The organism is Sphingomonas sp. UYP23 (assembly GCF_054059235.1).
This window is the reverse complement of the sequence record NZ_JBSSBX010000001.1, coordinates 1,263,371-1,278,806: the sequence shown is the minus strand read 5'-3', so window position 1 is coordinate 1,278,806 and position 15,436 is coordinate 1,263,371. Positions and strand designations below refer to the sequence as shown.

13 protein-coding genes are annotated in these 15,436 nt (G+C 64.7%); 9 read left to right on the top strand and 4 right to left on the bottom strand.

Annotated features, from left to right (window positions below):
• Nucleotides 1-22 precede the first annotated feature (22 nt).
• Complete coding sequence (locus tag ACVWYO_RS06400; RefSeq protein ID WP_457349288.1) at nucleotides 23-1,921, top strand: HWE histidine kinase domain-containing protein; 1,899 nt, start codon at nucleotides 23-25, stop codon at nucleotides 1,919-1,921.
• A 20-nt stretch (nucleotides 1,922-1,941) separates the two neighbouring features.
• Here the strand turns inward: ACVWYO_RS06400 and ACVWYO_RS06395 are convergent, their stop codons facing one another.
• The gene (locus tag ACVWYO_RS06395; RefSeq protein WP_457349287.1) at nucleotides 1,942-2,289 is read right to left on the bottom strand and encodes a response regulator; all 348 of its coding nucleotides are present in this window, start codon (nucleotides 2,287-2,289) and stop codon (nucleotides 1,942-1,944) included.
• A gap of 450 nt (nucleotides 2,290-2,739) precedes the next feature.
• Between ACVWYO_RS06395 and ACVWYO_RS06390 the strand changes: the two genes are divergently transcribed.
• Entirely contained in the window at nucleotides 2,740-3,192 is a 453-nt protein-coding gene (locus ACVWYO_RS06390; protein WP_457349286.1) for a hypothetical protein, read from the top strand.
• Nucleotides 3,193-3,396: 204 nt separating this feature from the next.
• Here ACVWYO_RS06390 and ACVWYO_RS06385 read toward each other — a convergent pair whose 3' ends face one another.
• Together ACVWYO_RS06385 and ACVWYO_RS06380 are read right to left on the bottom strand one after the other, a co-directional pair.
• The gene (locus ACVWYO_RS06385) at nucleotides 3,397-4,095 is read right to left on the bottom strand and encodes an RES family NAD+ phosphorylase (RefSeq protein ID WP_457349285.1); all 699 of its coding nucleotides are present in this window, start codon (nucleotides 4,093-4,095) and stop codon (nucleotides 3,397-3,399) included.
• Between the two features lie 37 nt (nucleotides 4,096-4,132).
• Nucleotides 4,133-4,519: an MbcA/ParS/Xre antitoxin family protein gene (locus tag ACVWYO_RS06380; protein ID WP_457349284.1), complete on the bottom strand. Its 387-nt coding sequence runs from the start codon at nucleotides 4,517-4,519 to the stop codon at nucleotides 4,133-4,135.
• Between the two features lie 152 nt (nucleotides 4,520-4,671).
• Here ACVWYO_RS06380 and ACVWYO_RS06375 point away from each other — a divergent pair, with 152 nt between their 5' ends.
• The 4 genes from ACVWYO_RS06375 (at nucleotide 4,672) to ACVWYO_RS06360 (ending at nucleotide 10,481) form a co-directional block, all read left to right on the top strand.
• On the top strand, nucleotides 4,672-5,334 hold the full coding sequence (locus ACVWYO_RS06375) for a multiubiquitin domain-containing protein (protein ID WP_457349283.1): 663 nt from the start codon (nucleotides 4,672-4,674) through the stop codon (nucleotides 5,332-5,334).
• Nucleotides 5,309-6,508, top strand: a complete 1,200-nt coding sequence (locus ACVWYO_RS06370; protein WP_457349282.1) for a ThiF family adenylyltransferase — start codon at nucleotides 5,309-5,311, stop codon at nucleotides 6,506-6,508. Before ACVWYO_RS06375 ends, ACVWYO_RS06370 begins: the two co-directional genes overlap by 26 nt.
• Nucleotides 6,505-6,990: a DUF6527 family protein gene (locus tag ACVWYO_RS06365; RefSeq protein ID WP_457349281.1), complete on the top strand. Its 486-nt coding sequence runs from the start codon at nucleotides 6,505-6,507 to the stop codon at nucleotides 6,988-6,990. Before ACVWYO_RS06370 ends, ACVWYO_RS06365 begins: the two co-directional genes overlap by 4 nt.
• Nucleotides 6,991-7,094: 104 nt before the next feature.
• Nucleotides 7,095-10,481 carry a TM0106 family RecB-like putative nuclease gene (locus tag ACVWYO_RS06360; protein ID WP_457349280.1) on the top strand — a complete coding sequence of 1,129 codons (3,387 nt, stop codon included), beginning with the start codon at nucleotides 7,095-7,097 and terminating at the stop codon, nucleotides 10,479-10,481.
• Here ACVWYO_RS06360 and ACVWYO_RS06355 read toward each other — a convergent pair.
• Complete coding sequence (locus tag ACVWYO_RS06355; RefSeq protein WP_457349279.1) at nucleotides 10,478-11,839, bottom strand: anti-phage deoxyguanosine triphosphatase; 1,362 nt, start codon at nucleotides 11,837-11,839, stop codon at nucleotides 10,478-10,480. The genes ACVWYO_RS06360 and ACVWYO_RS06355 overlap by 4 nt on opposite strands.
• Nucleotides 11,840-12,970: 1,131 nt before the next feature.
• Between ACVWYO_RS06355 and ACVWYO_RS06350 the strand changes: the two genes are divergently transcribed.
• The 3 genes from ACVWYO_RS06350 (at nucleotide 12,971) to ACVWYO_RS06340 (ending at nucleotide 14,959) form a co-directional block, all read left to right on the top strand.
• Entirely contained in the window at nucleotides 12,971-13,207 is a 237-nt protein-coding gene (locus tag ACVWYO_RS06350; RefSeq protein ID WP_457349278.1) for a hypothetical protein, read from the top strand.
• A gap of 219 nt (nucleotides 13,208-13,426) precedes the next feature.
• A complete protein-coding gene (locus ACVWYO_RS06345; RefSeq protein ID WP_457349277.1) occupies nucleotides 13,427-13,810 on the top strand; it encodes a VOC family protein in 384 nt (127 codons plus the stop codon).
• Between the two features lie 288 nt (nucleotides 13,811-14,098).
• The gene (locus ACVWYO_RS06340) at nucleotides 14,099-14,959 is read left to right on the top strand and encodes a hypothetical protein (protein WP_457349276.1); all 861 of its coding nucleotides are present in this window, start codon (nucleotides 14,099-14,101) and stop codon (nucleotides 14,957-14,959) included.
• Nucleotides 14,960-15,436: the final 477 nt, after the last annotated feature.

The following is a 15,436-nucleotide window of genomic DNA, read 5'->3' as shown; positions in this document are numbered from 1 at the left end:
CGAACAGTGCTAGGCGTTTTCGATGCCCGACGACGTCACGACCACCCTGCGATCTCAAGTCGAGCCCGTCGGGTGGTCGGAAGAGGAGCGTGTCGCTGCACTGGTCGCCTATGACGTCTTGGACACACCCACAGATCCAGATTTCGACGACATAGTGCAGCTCGCGTCTGAGGCGTTCGACGCGCCGATCGCGGTTGTGAATCTTATCGCGAGCGAGCGGCAGTGGTTCAAGGCCGAGATCGGGATCGGCGTGCGCGAGTTGCCGCTAGACGTGTCGATCTGCGCGCACGCGATCCTGCAGGACGACCTGCTGGTGATTCCGGACACCAGGCTGGATGCACGGGTCAATGCGAATCCGTTGGTGACCGCAGATGACGGCTTGCGCTTCTATGCCGGAGCGTTGCTGAAAACGCCGCAGGGCCTGCCGATCGGCACCGTCTGCGTGCTCGACCGGAAACCGCGGCCAGAGGGGATAACTCGATTCCAGCGCCTGACGCTCGAGGTCCTCGCGCGGCAGGTGATGACGCAACTCGAACTTCGGCGTGCTCTCAGTCGCCAGCGGAACGAAGAGCATCTCAACCGGCTCATCCTCGACAGCGCAGTCGATTACGCGATCGTGACGCTGGACCTCCGCGGGATAATCACAAGCTGGAACGCGGGTGCCAACGTGTTGATGGGCTGGACAGAGAGGGAGATCGTAAACAACTCGTGCGAAACCTTCTTCACACCTGAAGACGTGGCCCTCAACGTTCCAGCGGTCGAAATGGGGTCGGCTCTAAAGCTGGGCCGTGGAGCGGACGAACGCTGGCATTTGAGGAGGGACGGCTCGCGCTTTTGGGCGAGCGGGGAGATGACGCCCCTTACCAATGATCAAGACGTTCCAGTCGGCTTTCTCAAAATACTCCGTGACCGAACCGAGCAGCATATGGTTGTCGCAGCCCTCGCTGCCAGCGAGGAGCGTACTCGCCTCGCGCTGGAGGCGGGTGAGCTTGGCGCCTGGCAGTCGTCTCCGGGGCTGCGCGAGCTGACTTGGGATGCGCGGACGTGCGAGCTGCTCGGGCACCGTCCCGATGAGCCGCTGGACTATGATCTGTCGTTCCTGGCCCGCGTTCATCCCGATGATCGAGAGCATGTGATCGCGGCGAATGCACTCGCGCTCGGTCCCGATGGCGATGGCGCCACTGACATGGAATTTCGAACGATCAGCGCGATCGACGGACGAGAACGCTGGATTCACGCTAAGGGTGCTCTCGCATCGACTGCGGATGGTGAACAACGGTTTGTCGGAACCGTGAGGGACATCTCCCGTCAGAAAGAGGCGGACAATCATCGCGCCCTCCTGACCGCAGAGCTCGAACATCGCATCAAGAACACGCTCGCCGTCGTGCAGTCGATCGTGAGCCAGTCGTTGAGCAGCGTGGCCACCCCCGAGGAGGCTCGCGACGCTATCGGCGAGCGCTTGGCGACCCTAAGCCACGCACATGATCTGCTAACTCGATCGAGCTGGACCGCAGCGCCACTCCTCATGATCGTCGAGGGCGCGACACGGTTGCATGGCGAGCGGCCGGGGCGTCTTCTCATCTCTGGACCCGACCTGGAGTTGTCCGCGAAGTCAGCGCTCGCATTCTCCATGTCGCTTCACGAGCTATCGACTAACGCCGCAAAATACGGGGCGTTGTCGAACGAAGTCGGACATGTTGAATTGACTTGGACGCTAGAGGGCCAAGGAGAGGATCGAACGCTCGATTTTCGGTGGCGTGAGTTTGGCGGCCCTCCGGTTAACCTGCCGTCGCGCACCGGTTTTGGATCGCGTCTTATGAAGGGACTGGCCAGGGACATGGGCGGGATCGGAGAGCTGAAATTCGAACCCACCGGCGTGGTTTGGACGCTACGCGCGAAGGTGGGACAGATCTCGGCCTAGGATCGCCGGCCGCGGCACCATCACGCCTGTAACCGGTGGAATGCCTCGATTACTGCGCGGGCGTTTACAGGCTTGCTAAGAACGACACCCGGGGGCGCGCAAGGCCGACAGTCATTTGGTGTTCCGGTGATAAAGATCACCGGAATGTCTCCAAGCTGGCCCAGGATCGAGGTGATCGCATGCGGGCCGGTGCCGCGCGACAGCTTGACGTCCGATGTGATGATGTCTGGTCGCCTTGCCAATGCGGACGCAACGGCGTCATCCTCGCTGTCAGCAAAGTCAAACGACGTGGCGCCTTCACCTTCGAGGAGCTGCTGCAGATCCATCGCAATGAATGGCTCGTCTTCGATAATCAGGACGTGGCACATCTGAATTTCCTCGCTCGAAATCCGTCAACGCGGAGCTCCGCAAGAGGGTCCGAATTCAACGCAAGGGTGAATGGAAGTTATTTAGCCGTTGCCGCTGAAAGGTGTTGACGTCGCCCTGCGCACCGATTGCTGTGAGGTGGGTTTCGAACCACTTCGAGGTAGCCGAGGTGCCTACCTAATTAGGATATCGGCCACCCCGCATATTTCGTCCCCAGCGCCTTCCGGACGCAGGTGTGGCATCATGGGCATTTATCACCCGTCACGCCATCAACCCACGGGCTTTATCGCATGAAGAACACCCTGGGGGTCCAATGGCTTTTCAAGAAAGATTGCGGAGATCGGCAGCTCTTGCCGGCGGCCGAATTATGCGCACAAGCCAACAGTCGACAGCGGAGTTGCTTGCCGAAGCACCCGTTTCATTGGGAAGATGCCACTCGGGGGAGGATGGAAATGACAGACAGCGCGCAGACGGAAGAGGCACGGACGCTCACCTACATTGCCAGGTGCGACGATCCGGCCAAGCTGAAGACCACGATCACGAACGCCCGCCGTCAGCAGAACGAAACAATTGCTAGGGCGGCGTCGCTGAGGCTTTACGAAGTCATGCCCTCGGCGCTGGCCGGCACGCCGGAGCACGACGTGTGGCGTAGCGTCTACGCGCTCGAGGATGCGCTCAAGTCGGAGCGCGGGAAGACCACCCTGCTTGGGCGCACCCGGCAGAAGATCGCCCGCGATGGGGAGATCAAGACCGTATCGGATCTCGTGCTAGGCAAGACCTCGGACGGTTTCCGGATGCTTATCGACCGCGGAATGGTCAGTCACACGTTTGAGGCGGTGGCATTGAGGCATCCGGCTCATTTTACCGCGGACGTGCTGGCAGCGGCGCAGTCACGGCTTCGCTGATAGCAGCGACGGACCGCGGCAGTCAGGTCTGGCAGTACTTGCCAAGCGACCCGCCGGCACCCGGGTTTGCAGGGAGGATAAGGCCGTCCGCTCTAGGCTACATCGATGCAGCGGCGGGCGATCTCTCGACGAGGCTGTGGACCGGCGCACGTTCCATAGGTCCGGCTGAAGGCAGTGCCGCTCTCGTCCGCTGACCGCATGAAATCAGCCGGTCATGAGGCGCAGGCGCTTGCGCGTGTCGGCAAAGAGCGGCGACAGAACGTCATCCGCGCCTCCGAGCACCTCCGGCGTGAAGCTGCGGTCGAACGTGAACGAGTAGACGAGAGCGATCCGACCGCCATCCCACATGAATTTATAGTGGTCGCCCTGTTCCGGCCTGCCCAGCGTGGCGGCCGCCAGCACCACGACGGCGGTTGCGCTTGGACGCTCCGGCGGACTGAACAGGATGCCGTCGCATGCCAGCGCGACCACGTCGCGACCGACCGCGCGGCGGCGCTCACGGTCATCGGAACCCGTCATGCCGCGCACATCCGCGAACCGTCCCCGCACCGGGCGGATCAGCTGCCGCATCTCGAGCGTGGTCGCTGGCTCGGCCGTGCGCGCCAAAAACGAGCCACGCCGGTCGACCGAGACCGCTACCGCGGTCTGCAGGTCGTCGAACAGCTCGAGTACCGTTCGATCGGGTCCGAAGAAACGGCTGCCCTCCGGACTCGGATAGGCGAAGGGCGCATGGTTCCAGTTCGCGAGGCGTGGGTCGGACTGGTCGACGGGGGCGAGGCCTGCCGTGAGACGCATCTTCTCGCGCAGCCTCGGGTTGGTCAGGCTTTCGATCGCTGCGAAGTCTACCTCGCTTCCGGCGATCCGCCCGAACGGGTCGATGGTGGGAAAGCGCGACGGGATCAAATTGTGGAAAGACCGATCTAGTTCGACCACCTCAAACTCAGCCACCACGCTGGGCGTCCAGATACTGCCGCACCAGTACTATGTCGTAGAAGCTGCCGCTCAGCATGTGGTCGAGCGCGCTGGCGCCGCCGAACGCCTCGTTGGGGCGGCGAAGCCAACCATCGGACCGCTCGGGGTCGGTAAACAATATCTCCAGCGACTTCCAGATCGAGCAGATGTGGGAAATGCGCTCCGCCGTATCTCTGGGCACCGCTCCGCTTTCCTTGCGCCACTTGAAGAACGTCGAGCGTGGCGGTGCACCGAGAAGACGGATCTGCTCCTCGGTGGAGAGCCGCCAAGCGTCCGCGATGGGAGTGAAGGCGTCGAGGGAGACGGACGCCGTGTCGATGGCCTCTCCGTCGCGTGGAAGCGTCAGAAGCGACATGATCCTCCTAAAAGTCCACATATGGACTTGCAAAGTGATTTAGTCCCGTGGTAGATAATCCACAGCGGGACTGAAACGGCAAGCTAGTCCACCGACGAGCTGGCCGCAAGTGTCCTTCCGCGAACGGTCCGCTCAGGCCGAGGAGCAACACGATGCCGCATTCATTCAGTCTGGACGTTGACGGCGTGAACCACGCGACGTCCGACCGCACACTCGATGGTCGGCAGGTAAGGACAATCGCCAACCTTACGCCGACGAGCGAATACGTGCTGATCCGCGTGGACGGCGGCTTCGCCCGCTCGATCGGCCTGGAGGAGGAGGTCACTCTTGAACCCGGCCAGCTCGCGCGGTTCCGGTCGTTCCGCTCGGACCAAATCCTCACGCTGACTATGGACGAACGGGGTTGGGAGTGGGGCGCGGGGATGATCGGCGACGCCGACATTCGCGCGATCGCGGGCATACCCGACGATCATGAGCTCTTCCTCGACTCCGACCACGACGCCGCGATTGAGCGTGGCGCCCTGGTGGCACTCGAGGGCGGCGGCGTCGAACGCGTGCGTTCGCGCAAGGCGCTGCCGCAGAAGGTTCGCATCGTCCTGAACGGACGGATGCGCGAGGTGGACCCTGGCGAGATCAGATTCGAGCAGCTCGTCGCGCTGGCCTTCCCGGTGCCGCCGGCGGGGCAGAACGTGTCGCTCACGGTCAGCTACCGCAAGGGCCCGCCGTCCCGGCCAGAGGGCTCGCTGCTGCCCGGCCAGTCCGTACACGTGATCGATGGGATGACGTTCAATGTCACAGCAACTGATAAGTCGTAACGCCGATCTCGCCCGCCTGCAGGAGGATGGGTACGACATCGCCATCGTCGCCGGCCACCTCGTCATGCGCGACGTGCCGTACGTCACGACGCAGCGCGCCGTGAGGCGGGGGGCCTTGGTCTCTACCCTCGACGGGATCTCGGGCGACGTCACCGGCCGACCCGGCAGCCACGTCGCGCTGTTCGCCGGTGAGATGCCGTGCGACCGCGAGGGCCGTCCGCTTGGACGCGTCGTGCTCGGAAGCTCACCCCAGAACCTCGGTGGTGGCCTTCTGATCGACCACATGCTCTCAAGCAAGCCGGAGTGCGGGCACTACGACGACTACCATGGGAAGATGTCGACATACGCGGCCATCCTCGGGAACGAGGCTGCCGCGATCGAGCCCGAGGCGACCGCACGGACGCGCCGGGTGGTCGCCAACGACGACGACGGGTCGCCCTTCGCATACCTCGACACCGCGACGTCGCGGGCCGGGATCGGCGAGGTGTCGCAGAAGCTCGTGGGCGAACGCGTGGCCATCGTCGGCCTCGGTGGCACCGGGTCCTACGTCCTCGATCAGGTCGCCAAGACCCCGGTCGAGCGCATCGACCTGTTCGACGACGACGACCTACTGCAGCACAACGCCTTCCGGGCGCCGGGCGCTGCCTCGCTCGACGAGCTACGCGCCCGGCCCAGCAAGGTCGAGCACTGGGCACGGGTCTATGGGCACATGCACCGCGGCATCGTGCCGCATGCCGTGCGGCTCGCTCCCGGAAACCTTGATCTGCTCGGAGGTGCGACCTTCGTCTTCCTGTGCCTCGACGCCGGCGAGGCCAAGGCGGCAATCATCACGGAGCTTGAGCGGCTTGACCTGCCGTTCGTGGACGTCGGCATGGGTCTCCATCTGGTCGACGGTTCGCTCGTGGGCCAGCTCCGAGTGACGACTAGCACACCCGGCATGCGCGACCAGGTACGCAGCCGGAATCGGATCCCGCTCACGGGAGCGGGTGGCGACGACGTCTACGCCCGGAACATTCAGGTCGCAGACCTAAACATGGTCAACGCCGGCTTGGCCGTCATGCGATGGAAGCGCATGCGCGGCTTCTACCTCGACCTCGAGCGGGAGCACTTCACGCTCTTCACGGTCGACGGCAACCATCTGCTCAACGAGGATCTCGAAGGGGAGGCGGCATGAGCGCCGCGCTGCGCCTACGGCACGACTTCGTGGACACGGTGCCCGAGCAGCTCGACGAGGGCGTGCTGTACGTGTCGCTCGGCCATGCGACCATGCTCCACCTCTGCGCGTGCGGATGTGGCAGCGAAGTCGTGCTACCGCTCGCGCCCACCGACTGGAAACTGACCTTCGACGGCGTAGCGATCTCCGTATGGCCGTCGGTCGGCAGCTGGTCGCTGGCGTGCCGGTCGCACTACGTGGTCGATCGGGGCCGGGTCCGCTGGGCCGGGGACTGGACCGACGAGGAGGTCGCCGAGGGGCGCAGGCGGGACCGGCGCCGAAAGACTTCGCTCGAGGCAGCCGGAGGCCAGACGGGCCCTGAGGGCGAAGGAGCACCTGAGTCTCGGACCATCGACGACGCTCCGGGGCAGGAGGCGGCCCTTGTGCCGTTGACCGCGAGGCCGGGCCCGGTGGCGCGGCTGTGGCGCTGGCTGGGCGGGTAACCGGCTTCCGCGACATCTGTCGCGACTGGACGGGGTCCGGCCATTGGCTAGACCCGGGAACAATGGCGGCGGGGGCGGTGCCCCGCTCGCAAAGGGAGGATCGGATGCAGAAAAGGAACGGTGCGACGCTCTTCTCGGCGAGCGACCTCGTCAACTTCATGGGATGCGCGCACGCGACGTTCCAGGACATCGGACACCTGACGCACCCCGCGTCGTTCCCGCCGGACGACGAGGCCGCCGTTCTCCTCCAGGAGAAGGGCATCGAGCACGAGCGTGCCTATCTCGAGCGGCTGCGCCTGGAAGGCAGGTCGATCGTCGAGATCGTCGGCGACATGGACGTCGGCGAGAAGGCGCGGATGACCCGGGCGGCGCTATGGGAAGGACCGGACGTCATCTACCAGGGCGCATTCCTGGAAGGCCCCTGGCAGGGGTATTCCGACTTCCTGCTCAGGGTGGAGCGGCCCTCGCGGCTCGGCGGCTGGTCCTACGAGGTCGCCGACACCAAGCTCGCCCGCACCGCCAAGCCCAAGCACCTGCTCCAGATGTGCATCTACTCCGACATTCTCGCGCGCGAGCAGGGCGCCACGCCCGAGATGATGCACGTCGTGCTCGGCGATGGCGGCATGGCGAGCGTCCGTGTCGACGCCGTCGCCCACTACTTCTCGTTCGCGCGTGAGCGATTTCTCGCCAACGCGGCGCGACCTACGCTCGTCTCGACCGGCGCCCCGTGTGGCCACTGCACCTTCTGCCGCTGGGCGACCGCGTGCGATGCCGAGTGGGAAGCCGCGAACCACCTGAGCATCGTCGCCGGCATGACGCGCGGACAGACCGAGGCGCTGGTTCGCGCGGGCGTGCCCGACCTCGTCGCGCTCGCCGAACTGGGCGCGGCCGCGAGGATCCCCGGCATCCAACCCGGCACGCTGTCGAAACTCCGAAACCAGGCGCGCCTTCAGGCGGGACAGCGCGCGACGGGCGTGCGCACCGTCGAGCTGCTCGACGCCGAGCCGGGACGGGGGCTCGCACGCCTGCCACTCCCCGACGAAGGTGACATGTTCTTTGACATGGAAGGAGACCCGCTGTTTGACGAGGGTCTCGAGTACCTGTTCGGCATCGTGACCGCCAGGGACGGCGTGGAAAGGTTCGACGCCTTCTGGGCGCACGACCGTGAAGGCGAGAAGCGGGCGTTCCAGGAGACCATCGACTTCATGACGGAAACGCTCCGGCGTCGGCCCGGAGCCCACATCTACCACTATGCCGCCTACGAGGAGACCGCGCTCAAGCGGTTGGCTATGCTGCACGGGACGCGCGAGGCAGAGGTCGACGACCTCCTGCGCAACCACAAGCTGGTCGACCTGTACCGCGTCGTGAAGGAGGCGCTGCGGACATCCGAGCCACGCTACTCGATCAAGAACATGGAGAAGTTCTATCTGGGCAAGGCCCGGGGCGGCGAGGTCAAGACCGCAGGTGACAGCATCGTCATCTACGAGCGGTGGCGCAGCCTGCAGACCCCGCAGCTGCTTCAGGACATCGAGGACTACAACCGCATCGACTGCAGCTCGACGCTTGCGTGCCGCGACTGGCTCGTTGGCATGCGTCGTGAGGACGCGCCGTGGTACGCTTATCTGCCCGAGGCGCCAGGCGCCGGCGAGGCGGAGGAGCGTGGCGAGGCGGAGCAACGCGTCGCGGCGATGGCCGACGCGCTGCTGGCCGGCGACGTGGCGGGGGAGCCGTGGCGCCAGCTGCTGGTCGATCTGTTGGAGTTCCACCGCCGCGAGAGCAAGCCGGGCTGGTGGGCGGTGTTCTCGCGCCAGGACATGCAGTACGAGGAGCTGCTTGAGGACGCCGAGTGCCTCGCCGGCCTCACCGCCCATCCCGACATCGCGCCGTGGGCCGACAAGCGCTCGATGGTCCACACGTTCCGCTTCCCCGCACAGGACTTCAAGCTGAAGCCAGGCGACAAGCCCAAGCGCGCCGGGTCGCTCGAGGCGGCCGGTGACGTCGTCTCGATCTACGAGGAGGCGCTTACGATCGAGCTCAAGATCGGACCCTCGCGCAGCGCTATAGAGGAAGGCACGGCCCTCATACCCGCGGGGCCTGTCGGCGACCGTGAGCTACGAGGCGCGGTCTACCGCTTCGCGGAGGCCATCCGCGACGGCGACTTGGCGCGGTATCCCGCGGTCTTGTCCGTGCTGCGCCGCGACCTTCCTGCGCTCACCGGGCGCGCCGCGGGTGCACCTGTCATCGCCGAGGGGCAGGAGACGCTCGAAGGTACGATCGAGGCGCTACTCGCGCTCGATGGCAGCCATCTGCTCGTCCAGGGACCGCCGGGTGCGGGCAAGACCTACACCTCTTCGCAGTCGATCGTCGCGCTATTGGCGCGCGGAATGCGCGTCGGCATCGCATCCAACGGACACAAGGCAATCAATCAGTTGCTCCGCGAGGTCGAGGCCCTCGCTGCCGCGCAGTGTCTGGAGTTCCGCGGCGTCAAGAAGAACAGTCGCGAGGACCAGATGCTCGGGACGGGCGGCTGGATCGAGGAGACGATGGACAACAAGGCGGTGGGCCCGCACCACCAGCTCGTCGCCGGCACCGCGTGGCTGTTCGCCCGGCCCGAGCACGACCGCGCCTTCGACTACCTCTTCGTCGATGAGGCGGGGCAGGTAGGCCTCGCCAACATCGTCGCCATGGGCGTCGCCGCTCGCAACATCGTGCTCGTCGGCGACCAGATGCAGCTCGCGCAGCCTATCCAGGGAACGCACCCGAGGGATAGCGGCGTCTCCGCGCTGCAGCACCTGCTGCAGGATCACGCCACGGTTCCGCCCGCGCGCGGCGTGTTCCTGGCGGAGACGCGCCGGATGCACCCCGATCTGTGCGGCTTCATCTCGGCAGCGGTCTATGAGGGGAGGCTGCGTTCCGCCGCCGGCACTGAGGTCCAGCGCCTGCTCGCCGATCCCGCCGACGATCCAGAGGCCATTGCATCCAAGGGCCTCCGCTTCGTCGCCGTCGATAGCGTCAATTGCACGCAGCGGAACGCCGCGGAGGCGGCAAGGCTCGACCGTACCTACCGCGCCCTGCTCGGGCGAACCTGGCGCGACCGGCACGGCGTGGAGCGGCCGATTGGCACCGACGACATCCTCGTCGTCAGCCCCTACAACATGCAGGTGGAGCTGCTTCGCCGCACGCTTCCGCAAGGCGCACGCGTCGGTACCGTAGACAAATTCCAAGGGCAGGAGGCGGCGGTGGTACTGATCTCGATGGCCACTTCGAGCGGCGACGATCTGCCGCGCAACATCGAGTTCCTCTACAGCCGCAACCGGCTAAACGTGGCGATCAGCCGCGCGAAGTGCCTCGCGGTAATCTACGCCAGCCCACGCCTCCTCGAGATCCCCTGCCACACGATCAAACAGATGGAGCTCGTCAACGGACTGTGCTGGGCGAGGAATTACGCGTTGGAACAGGCGGCGGCTTGCGCCGCCCCGGTCGGCGGCTAGATGCGGTCGAACACAGAGCCCATGCGCGGACTGAACAGACGCTCGTAGGTCTTCAACAGGAACATGTCCGTCATCCCCGCGATGTGGTCGCACACGACCCGCACGTCGCCGCCGTCCCGCTCGAACACCTCGTAGGAAGGGCGGGGCAGGAATGCCTTTGGTTCGGAACGGAGCGCTTCGAAGACCGCGACCACCATCTGCTGCCCCTTGAACTCAAGGTGCTGGACGGAGGGGCTGCGAATGACGACCTCGTAGACCAGTGCCTTCAGGGCATCGAGGAGGGCCGCCGCGCCATCGTGGATCGTCGCGCGATACCTGACGAGAGGCTCCTCGAAGCGCTCGAGATCGTGGATGGAGCAGTGCTCGACGAAGTAGCCGACCAGCCGGCTGATGGCGTGCTTTCGCGAAGCGCTCCCGCCGAAGAGCATCCTGACGAGGTTGCCGTAGACGTCGTTGTTTGTGCCCTCGCGCTTCCGCGAGTTCACCCAGTCGAGGAAGTGCCCGCACACCGTGGCCGAAACGTAGCGCTCGAAGTCCTCGGCCATGACGAGCGATAGCGCGAGCGAGTCCTCCAGGTCGTGAACGCCGAATGCGATGTCGTCCGACAGGTCCATGATGCTGCAGTCGAACGACTTGTGCAGCGCCTTTCGGTGCCTACCCGGCCTCGCATTCGGATCGCCGGGCGGGGAAAGCTCGGAGAATGCGTCACGGTCGGCCACCGATAGGGGCGACAGGATCCAGTCGACGACCGCGCTCTCGGACTCCATGTAGCATTTCGGTGGCTTCGACATCTCCCGATCGATCAGCCTGAGCACGTGGTTGCCCTCCATGAGCCGCGGCAAGCGCTGCGGACTGGCGGCGGCGGCATAGCCCACGGGGTATTTCAGCGTGCCCAGCAGCGTCCGGCGCGTTAGGTCTGCGCCATTGTGCTCCGAGTACTTCTCGAGCCGCGTAAGGATTCGCAGCGTCTGCCCGTTGCCCTCGAAGCCGCCGTGACCTGCCATGCAGTAGTTCAGCGCGACCTCCCCGCCGTGTCCGAACGGCGGATGGCCCAGGTCGTGCGTCGATCCGATCGCCTGAATCTGCGCGAGTCCCGGAAGATGCGCGACCGCTGGATGGCCCTCGTTGTCCTGCGCAAGCTGCCGCGAGACGCTGCCTGCGATCTGGGCCACCTCAAGCGAATGGGTGAGTCTGGTGCGGTAGAAATCGCTGTCGCCGAGGTTCAGGATCTGCGTCTTGCCCTGCAGGCGGCGGAACGAGGCCGAGTGTATGATCCGGCCATAGTCGATGTCGGCGTGTGACCGGGCGTCCCCGCCATGCCGCTGCCAGCCGCTCCGCCGTTCCTGCCAAACCGTCATCCAAGTTCCCCACCATGGTTGCCGGGCGAACGCCGGTCAGCGTCAATGCGCTCGCCGCCGCCGCGGAGCAACCTCGCACCTTTGTCGACCCGGACACGCATACAGGCTTCCGACGAGATACCTTGGGCCAAACATTTTAGGCAGAGAAAGTAAGAGGGTCAGGCGTGCACGCGCCTACCACCAACGAAACGGCGCGGGACGCCTCCGGCCAACCCAGGAGTGCTGCGCGCGCCACCGTGCCATGCCCGGACCGATCAAATTCCACGGCATACCGTCGCAACCGCCCGCCGAAATCACGATCGTGCCGCCACGGGGCATCGGCGACGATGGAACTCATTCCGTCGATCGCCCCAATCGGTTCGAGGCGAGTCAGCATCGCGGTTCTGCCCGAACGGCCGCCGCTCCAGGTACATGTCGGTCCTTCGCTGCGTGACGGATCGCAGGAGGGGTGGACGGTCTCGGACAAGATGTTGCGACTGATAAGGTGGCCTGTCGAAGGCGAAGCGGGACCTCGCTACCGCGATAGCTGACCCTGCAGGTGCGGTGACGACAGCGGAGGGTGCAGCCGGGCGTTTCGAGCTCCTTTTGGGCGTGGATGATAGGGCCGATCTCTCCGCGTTACTTCAGCGGCGCGCAGCGCGAGCGGGCGCGAAGTGCCGAGGCACTGAATCTCGCCCAGCAAGTTGCCGGGTCGTTCGACGTTGAGGCGACCCAACGACGCATCGGCAACCCGACCAGCCGTCCGTCCCGCAGGGAACGGGCGGCTCCAGCTCTCGCGAAAGATCGCCGCGCTAGAGGCCACCATCGAGCGCGAGGGCACGCGAGGTACCGCCGACCTTCAAGCCGAGGCATTAAAGGAGGAGCTCGCCGCAACGGTGGCCCGTGACCGTCTGAAACGCGAGGCTGATACGCTGGAGGTGCTGCGCGCCGCGCTGACCGAGGCTGCCGACGAAGCGTCGCGCACGTTCCTCGCACCCGTAACCAAGCGGGCGGCACGCTACGTCGAGCGCCTTCTCCCTGGGTGCGACCTGTCGTTCGGCGGAGGCCTGGGGCGGGCATCGGTCTCACGCGGGGGGGCAGGACTAATCGTGCACCACCCTCAGCAAGGGCACCTAGGAGCAGCTCGCGGTCTTGACGCGGCTGGCTTTCGCCGACCTCCTGCTCGAGGATGGCGCTCTGAGATCGCTGATCCTGGAGGACCCGCTCGTCTATTCCGACGCGCGACTTGAGACAGCGACCGACATATTGCTGGAGGCGTCGAAGAGGATGCAGGGGATCCTACTGAAATACCGCTTCAAGGCGTTCCGTAATGTGATGGCTAATCGAATTGTGCTCAAGGGCGCCCGAGTGTTCGCCATGGACGCCTGAGTGATTGACGCCGCGGGGCCCGCCGTTCGCCCCAGCAGGCTTGTCTGTGCGATCATGACGATACAACGGATTAGGGGTTGCTTGAAGGCTCAGGCCACGCAGCTATCGTCGACCTACACGGTCATCGGAGGCCACTTGCAGGCGGTTCCGACCGGAGTGCCGCGTCCTGATCCATATGAAGGGCGGCCTACGGCCGATTAAATTCGAAAGGCACAACAGATGATAGCCCCAGTCGTACATTTCGAGATCATCGGCAAAAACCCTGAGTATCTACGTAAGTACTACGCTGAACTGTTCGGATGGTCGATCAACGACGCACCCGTCGCCGATGCCATCTCTGACCAGAATTCCTACGGTTTTGTAGACCTCGCCCAGACACCGGAAGGGGTTGGCATCCCGGGCGGTATCGGCGGCGGAGGAGGGCATACGCCACACACGATCTTTTACGTCAGCGTCCCCGACGTCGAGACTGCGCTACAGGATGCCGAGAGGCTCGGTGGCAGGCGTGTGCTTGGACCTGTCACGAATCCCAATGGCAACGTCGTTGCAGGCCATTTCACCGATATCGAGGGAAACCTCGTCGGTGTAGCTGGTCCGACGTGAGTCTGGCCTGAGTACCGTGGCGGCAATAGACACCCGGCTTTCTACGTAAGACGAATCAAGCCTTGCGATCTGGTTTCGGCGACATTGCCGGCGTGTGGCATCGCGATCGAGGCATGCTTCGGCGCATACTTTCACGACCGGACCTTGGCGCTGTACGGCCACACAGTCCGTCTTATGTCGACAGAATATGTCCAGCCCTACGTCAAGGCGCGGAAGACCGACGAAAGCGATCGCCGAAGCCCCAACCCAACCGAGTTCCCATAACGGGCTCAGCTGCTCTAAGCTGGATTGCAGTTGCACGTGCACGGTTGGACGCAGGCGATAGACGGCACGGAACTCAGGGCGGGGATCCGAGAGGGAACTGCCGGCAAGGCGACGTTGCGTCTCCTGGCGACAGGCAAGGACTACGCCGGCATCATTAACCGGGATGGTAAGACCGTGTTCCAGATGCGCGGTGAGGACGCCGATGCTGTTTGGGCCGCCCTACAGGGCGAGCTGGCGCAGTCTGGGCCCAACTGGTTTGGATGGGCCGGCGCGCGGGAGCGCTTCCTTCATTGGTTCGCCGGTGGCTTTCAATCGCCGGCCTATCTGGCCGACGAGCGCAACTACAAACTGCTCGCCAAGGAGCAGCTGGATGCGACGACGCAGGTCGACGAAGCGGCGACCGGATCCGGGCACGGCGAGGCCGTGCTTGCCGCCTTCCGACGTACAAACCTGCTTTACCCCGTCGAGAAGACGCGGTTGCAGGGGCTGTTGCGTGGACCGGACGCGGACGCGTTCGTTCGTGCGGCTGCGCGTTTCGCGCTCGGGGAACGGAAGTCTGGCCTGGCTGCCATGGAGAGACTCCTGCGTCCACACGACAACGCAAAGTGGACGGTCGTCACCTATCTTCCGTTTCTGTGGAAGCCCGAGGAGAACATCTTCCTGAAGCCGGAGGTCACCAAGGACTTTGCGGCTCGCGTGCAGCATCCGCTCGAGCATGACTACGTTCCCGAGCTGCAACTGGGAGGCTACGAGTCGCTACTTGACCTCGCCGGCCAAATCCGCCGGTCGTTCGGTGACCTCGAACCCCGCGACATGATCGATGTCCAGAGCGTGATCTGGGTCGTTGGCGACTACCGTGATGGGCGTGAGCTCCCTCGACCGTGAGTGCAACCCGCCCTCTTGCAACGTTTGGACCTCGATATCTTCCTTTGCATCCGTCTGCGCTCGTACCATTCGAGGGCGATGCCAAGTGCAACGACGTAGATCAAGAAGGCGATCGGGGGCAGGGCTGTCGTCGCCTGCCAACCGTGAAGAAGTCCGTACGCGAGGCTCATTAGCTCGTTAAACTCTATCTTTTTTCCTTCCTATCGATGTGACGCGATCGGTTGACCCTGCTCTGGGAAACCTTCCGGAAAGGCGTGGATCGCCGGTCGCTCCGCAGAGATGCCTGGAGCGATGGTCGGTGTGCGGTGCGACTAGGTCTGCGGGGCCAGCGGGATGTGGCCGCGGTTTCGGGGGCTTCGCAGGCGACTGCAAGCTGCTGGTTGCGGCCCGAGCGTTTCCAGCCAAATTGCACAGTTGTCTTCGTTGCCTCCTGCACAAATCTGTGAGCTGACCGGCGGGGCCCTCAACGCCGTTTCT

What these genes read in the sequence shown, in the direction of transcription:
- ACVWYO_RS06400 (WP_457349288.1), top strand. Translation starts at nt 23, where the DNA reads ATGCCCGACGACGTCACGACCACCCTGCGATCTCAAGTCGAGCCCGTC.
- ACVWYO_RS06395 (WP_457349287.1), bottom strand. Translation starts at nt 2,289, where the DNA reads ATGTGCCACGTCCTGATTATCGAAGACGAGCCATTCATTGCGATGGAT.
- ACVWYO_RS06390 (WP_457349286.1), top strand. Translation starts at nt 2,740, where the DNA reads ATGACAGACAGCGCGCAGACGGAAGAGGCACGGACGCTCACCTACATT.
- ACVWYO_RS06380 (WP_457349284.1), bottom strand. Translation starts at nt 4,519, where the DNA reads ATGTCGCTTCTGACGCTTCCACGCGACGGAGAGGCCATCGACACGGCG.
- ACVWYO_RS06375 (WP_457349283.1), top strand. Translation starts at nt 4,672, where the DNA reads ATGCCGCATTCATTCAGTCTGGACGTTGACGGCGTGAACCACGCGACG.
- ACVWYO_RS06370 (WP_457349282.1), top strand. Translation starts at nt 5,309, where the DNA reads ATGTCACAGCAACTGATAAGTCGTAACGCCGATCTCGCCCGCCTGCAG.
- ACVWYO_RS06365 (WP_457349281.1), top strand. Translation starts at nt 6,505, where the DNA reads ATGAGCGCCGCGCTGCGCCTACGGCACGACTTCGTGGACACGGTGCCC.
- ACVWYO_RS06360 (WP_457349280.1), top strand. Translation starts at nt 7,095, where the DNA reads ATGCAGAAAAGGAACGGTGCGACGCTCTTCTCGGCGAGCGACCTCGTC.
- ACVWYO_RS06355 (WP_457349279.1), bottom strand. Translation starts at nt 11,839, where the DNA reads ATGACGGTTTGGCAGGAACGGCGGAGCGGCTGGCAGCGGCATGGCGGG.
- ACVWYO_RS06345 (WP_457349277.1), top strand. Translation starts at nt 13,427, where the DNA reads ATGATAGCCCCAGTCGTACATTTCGAGATCATCGGCAAAAACCCTGAG.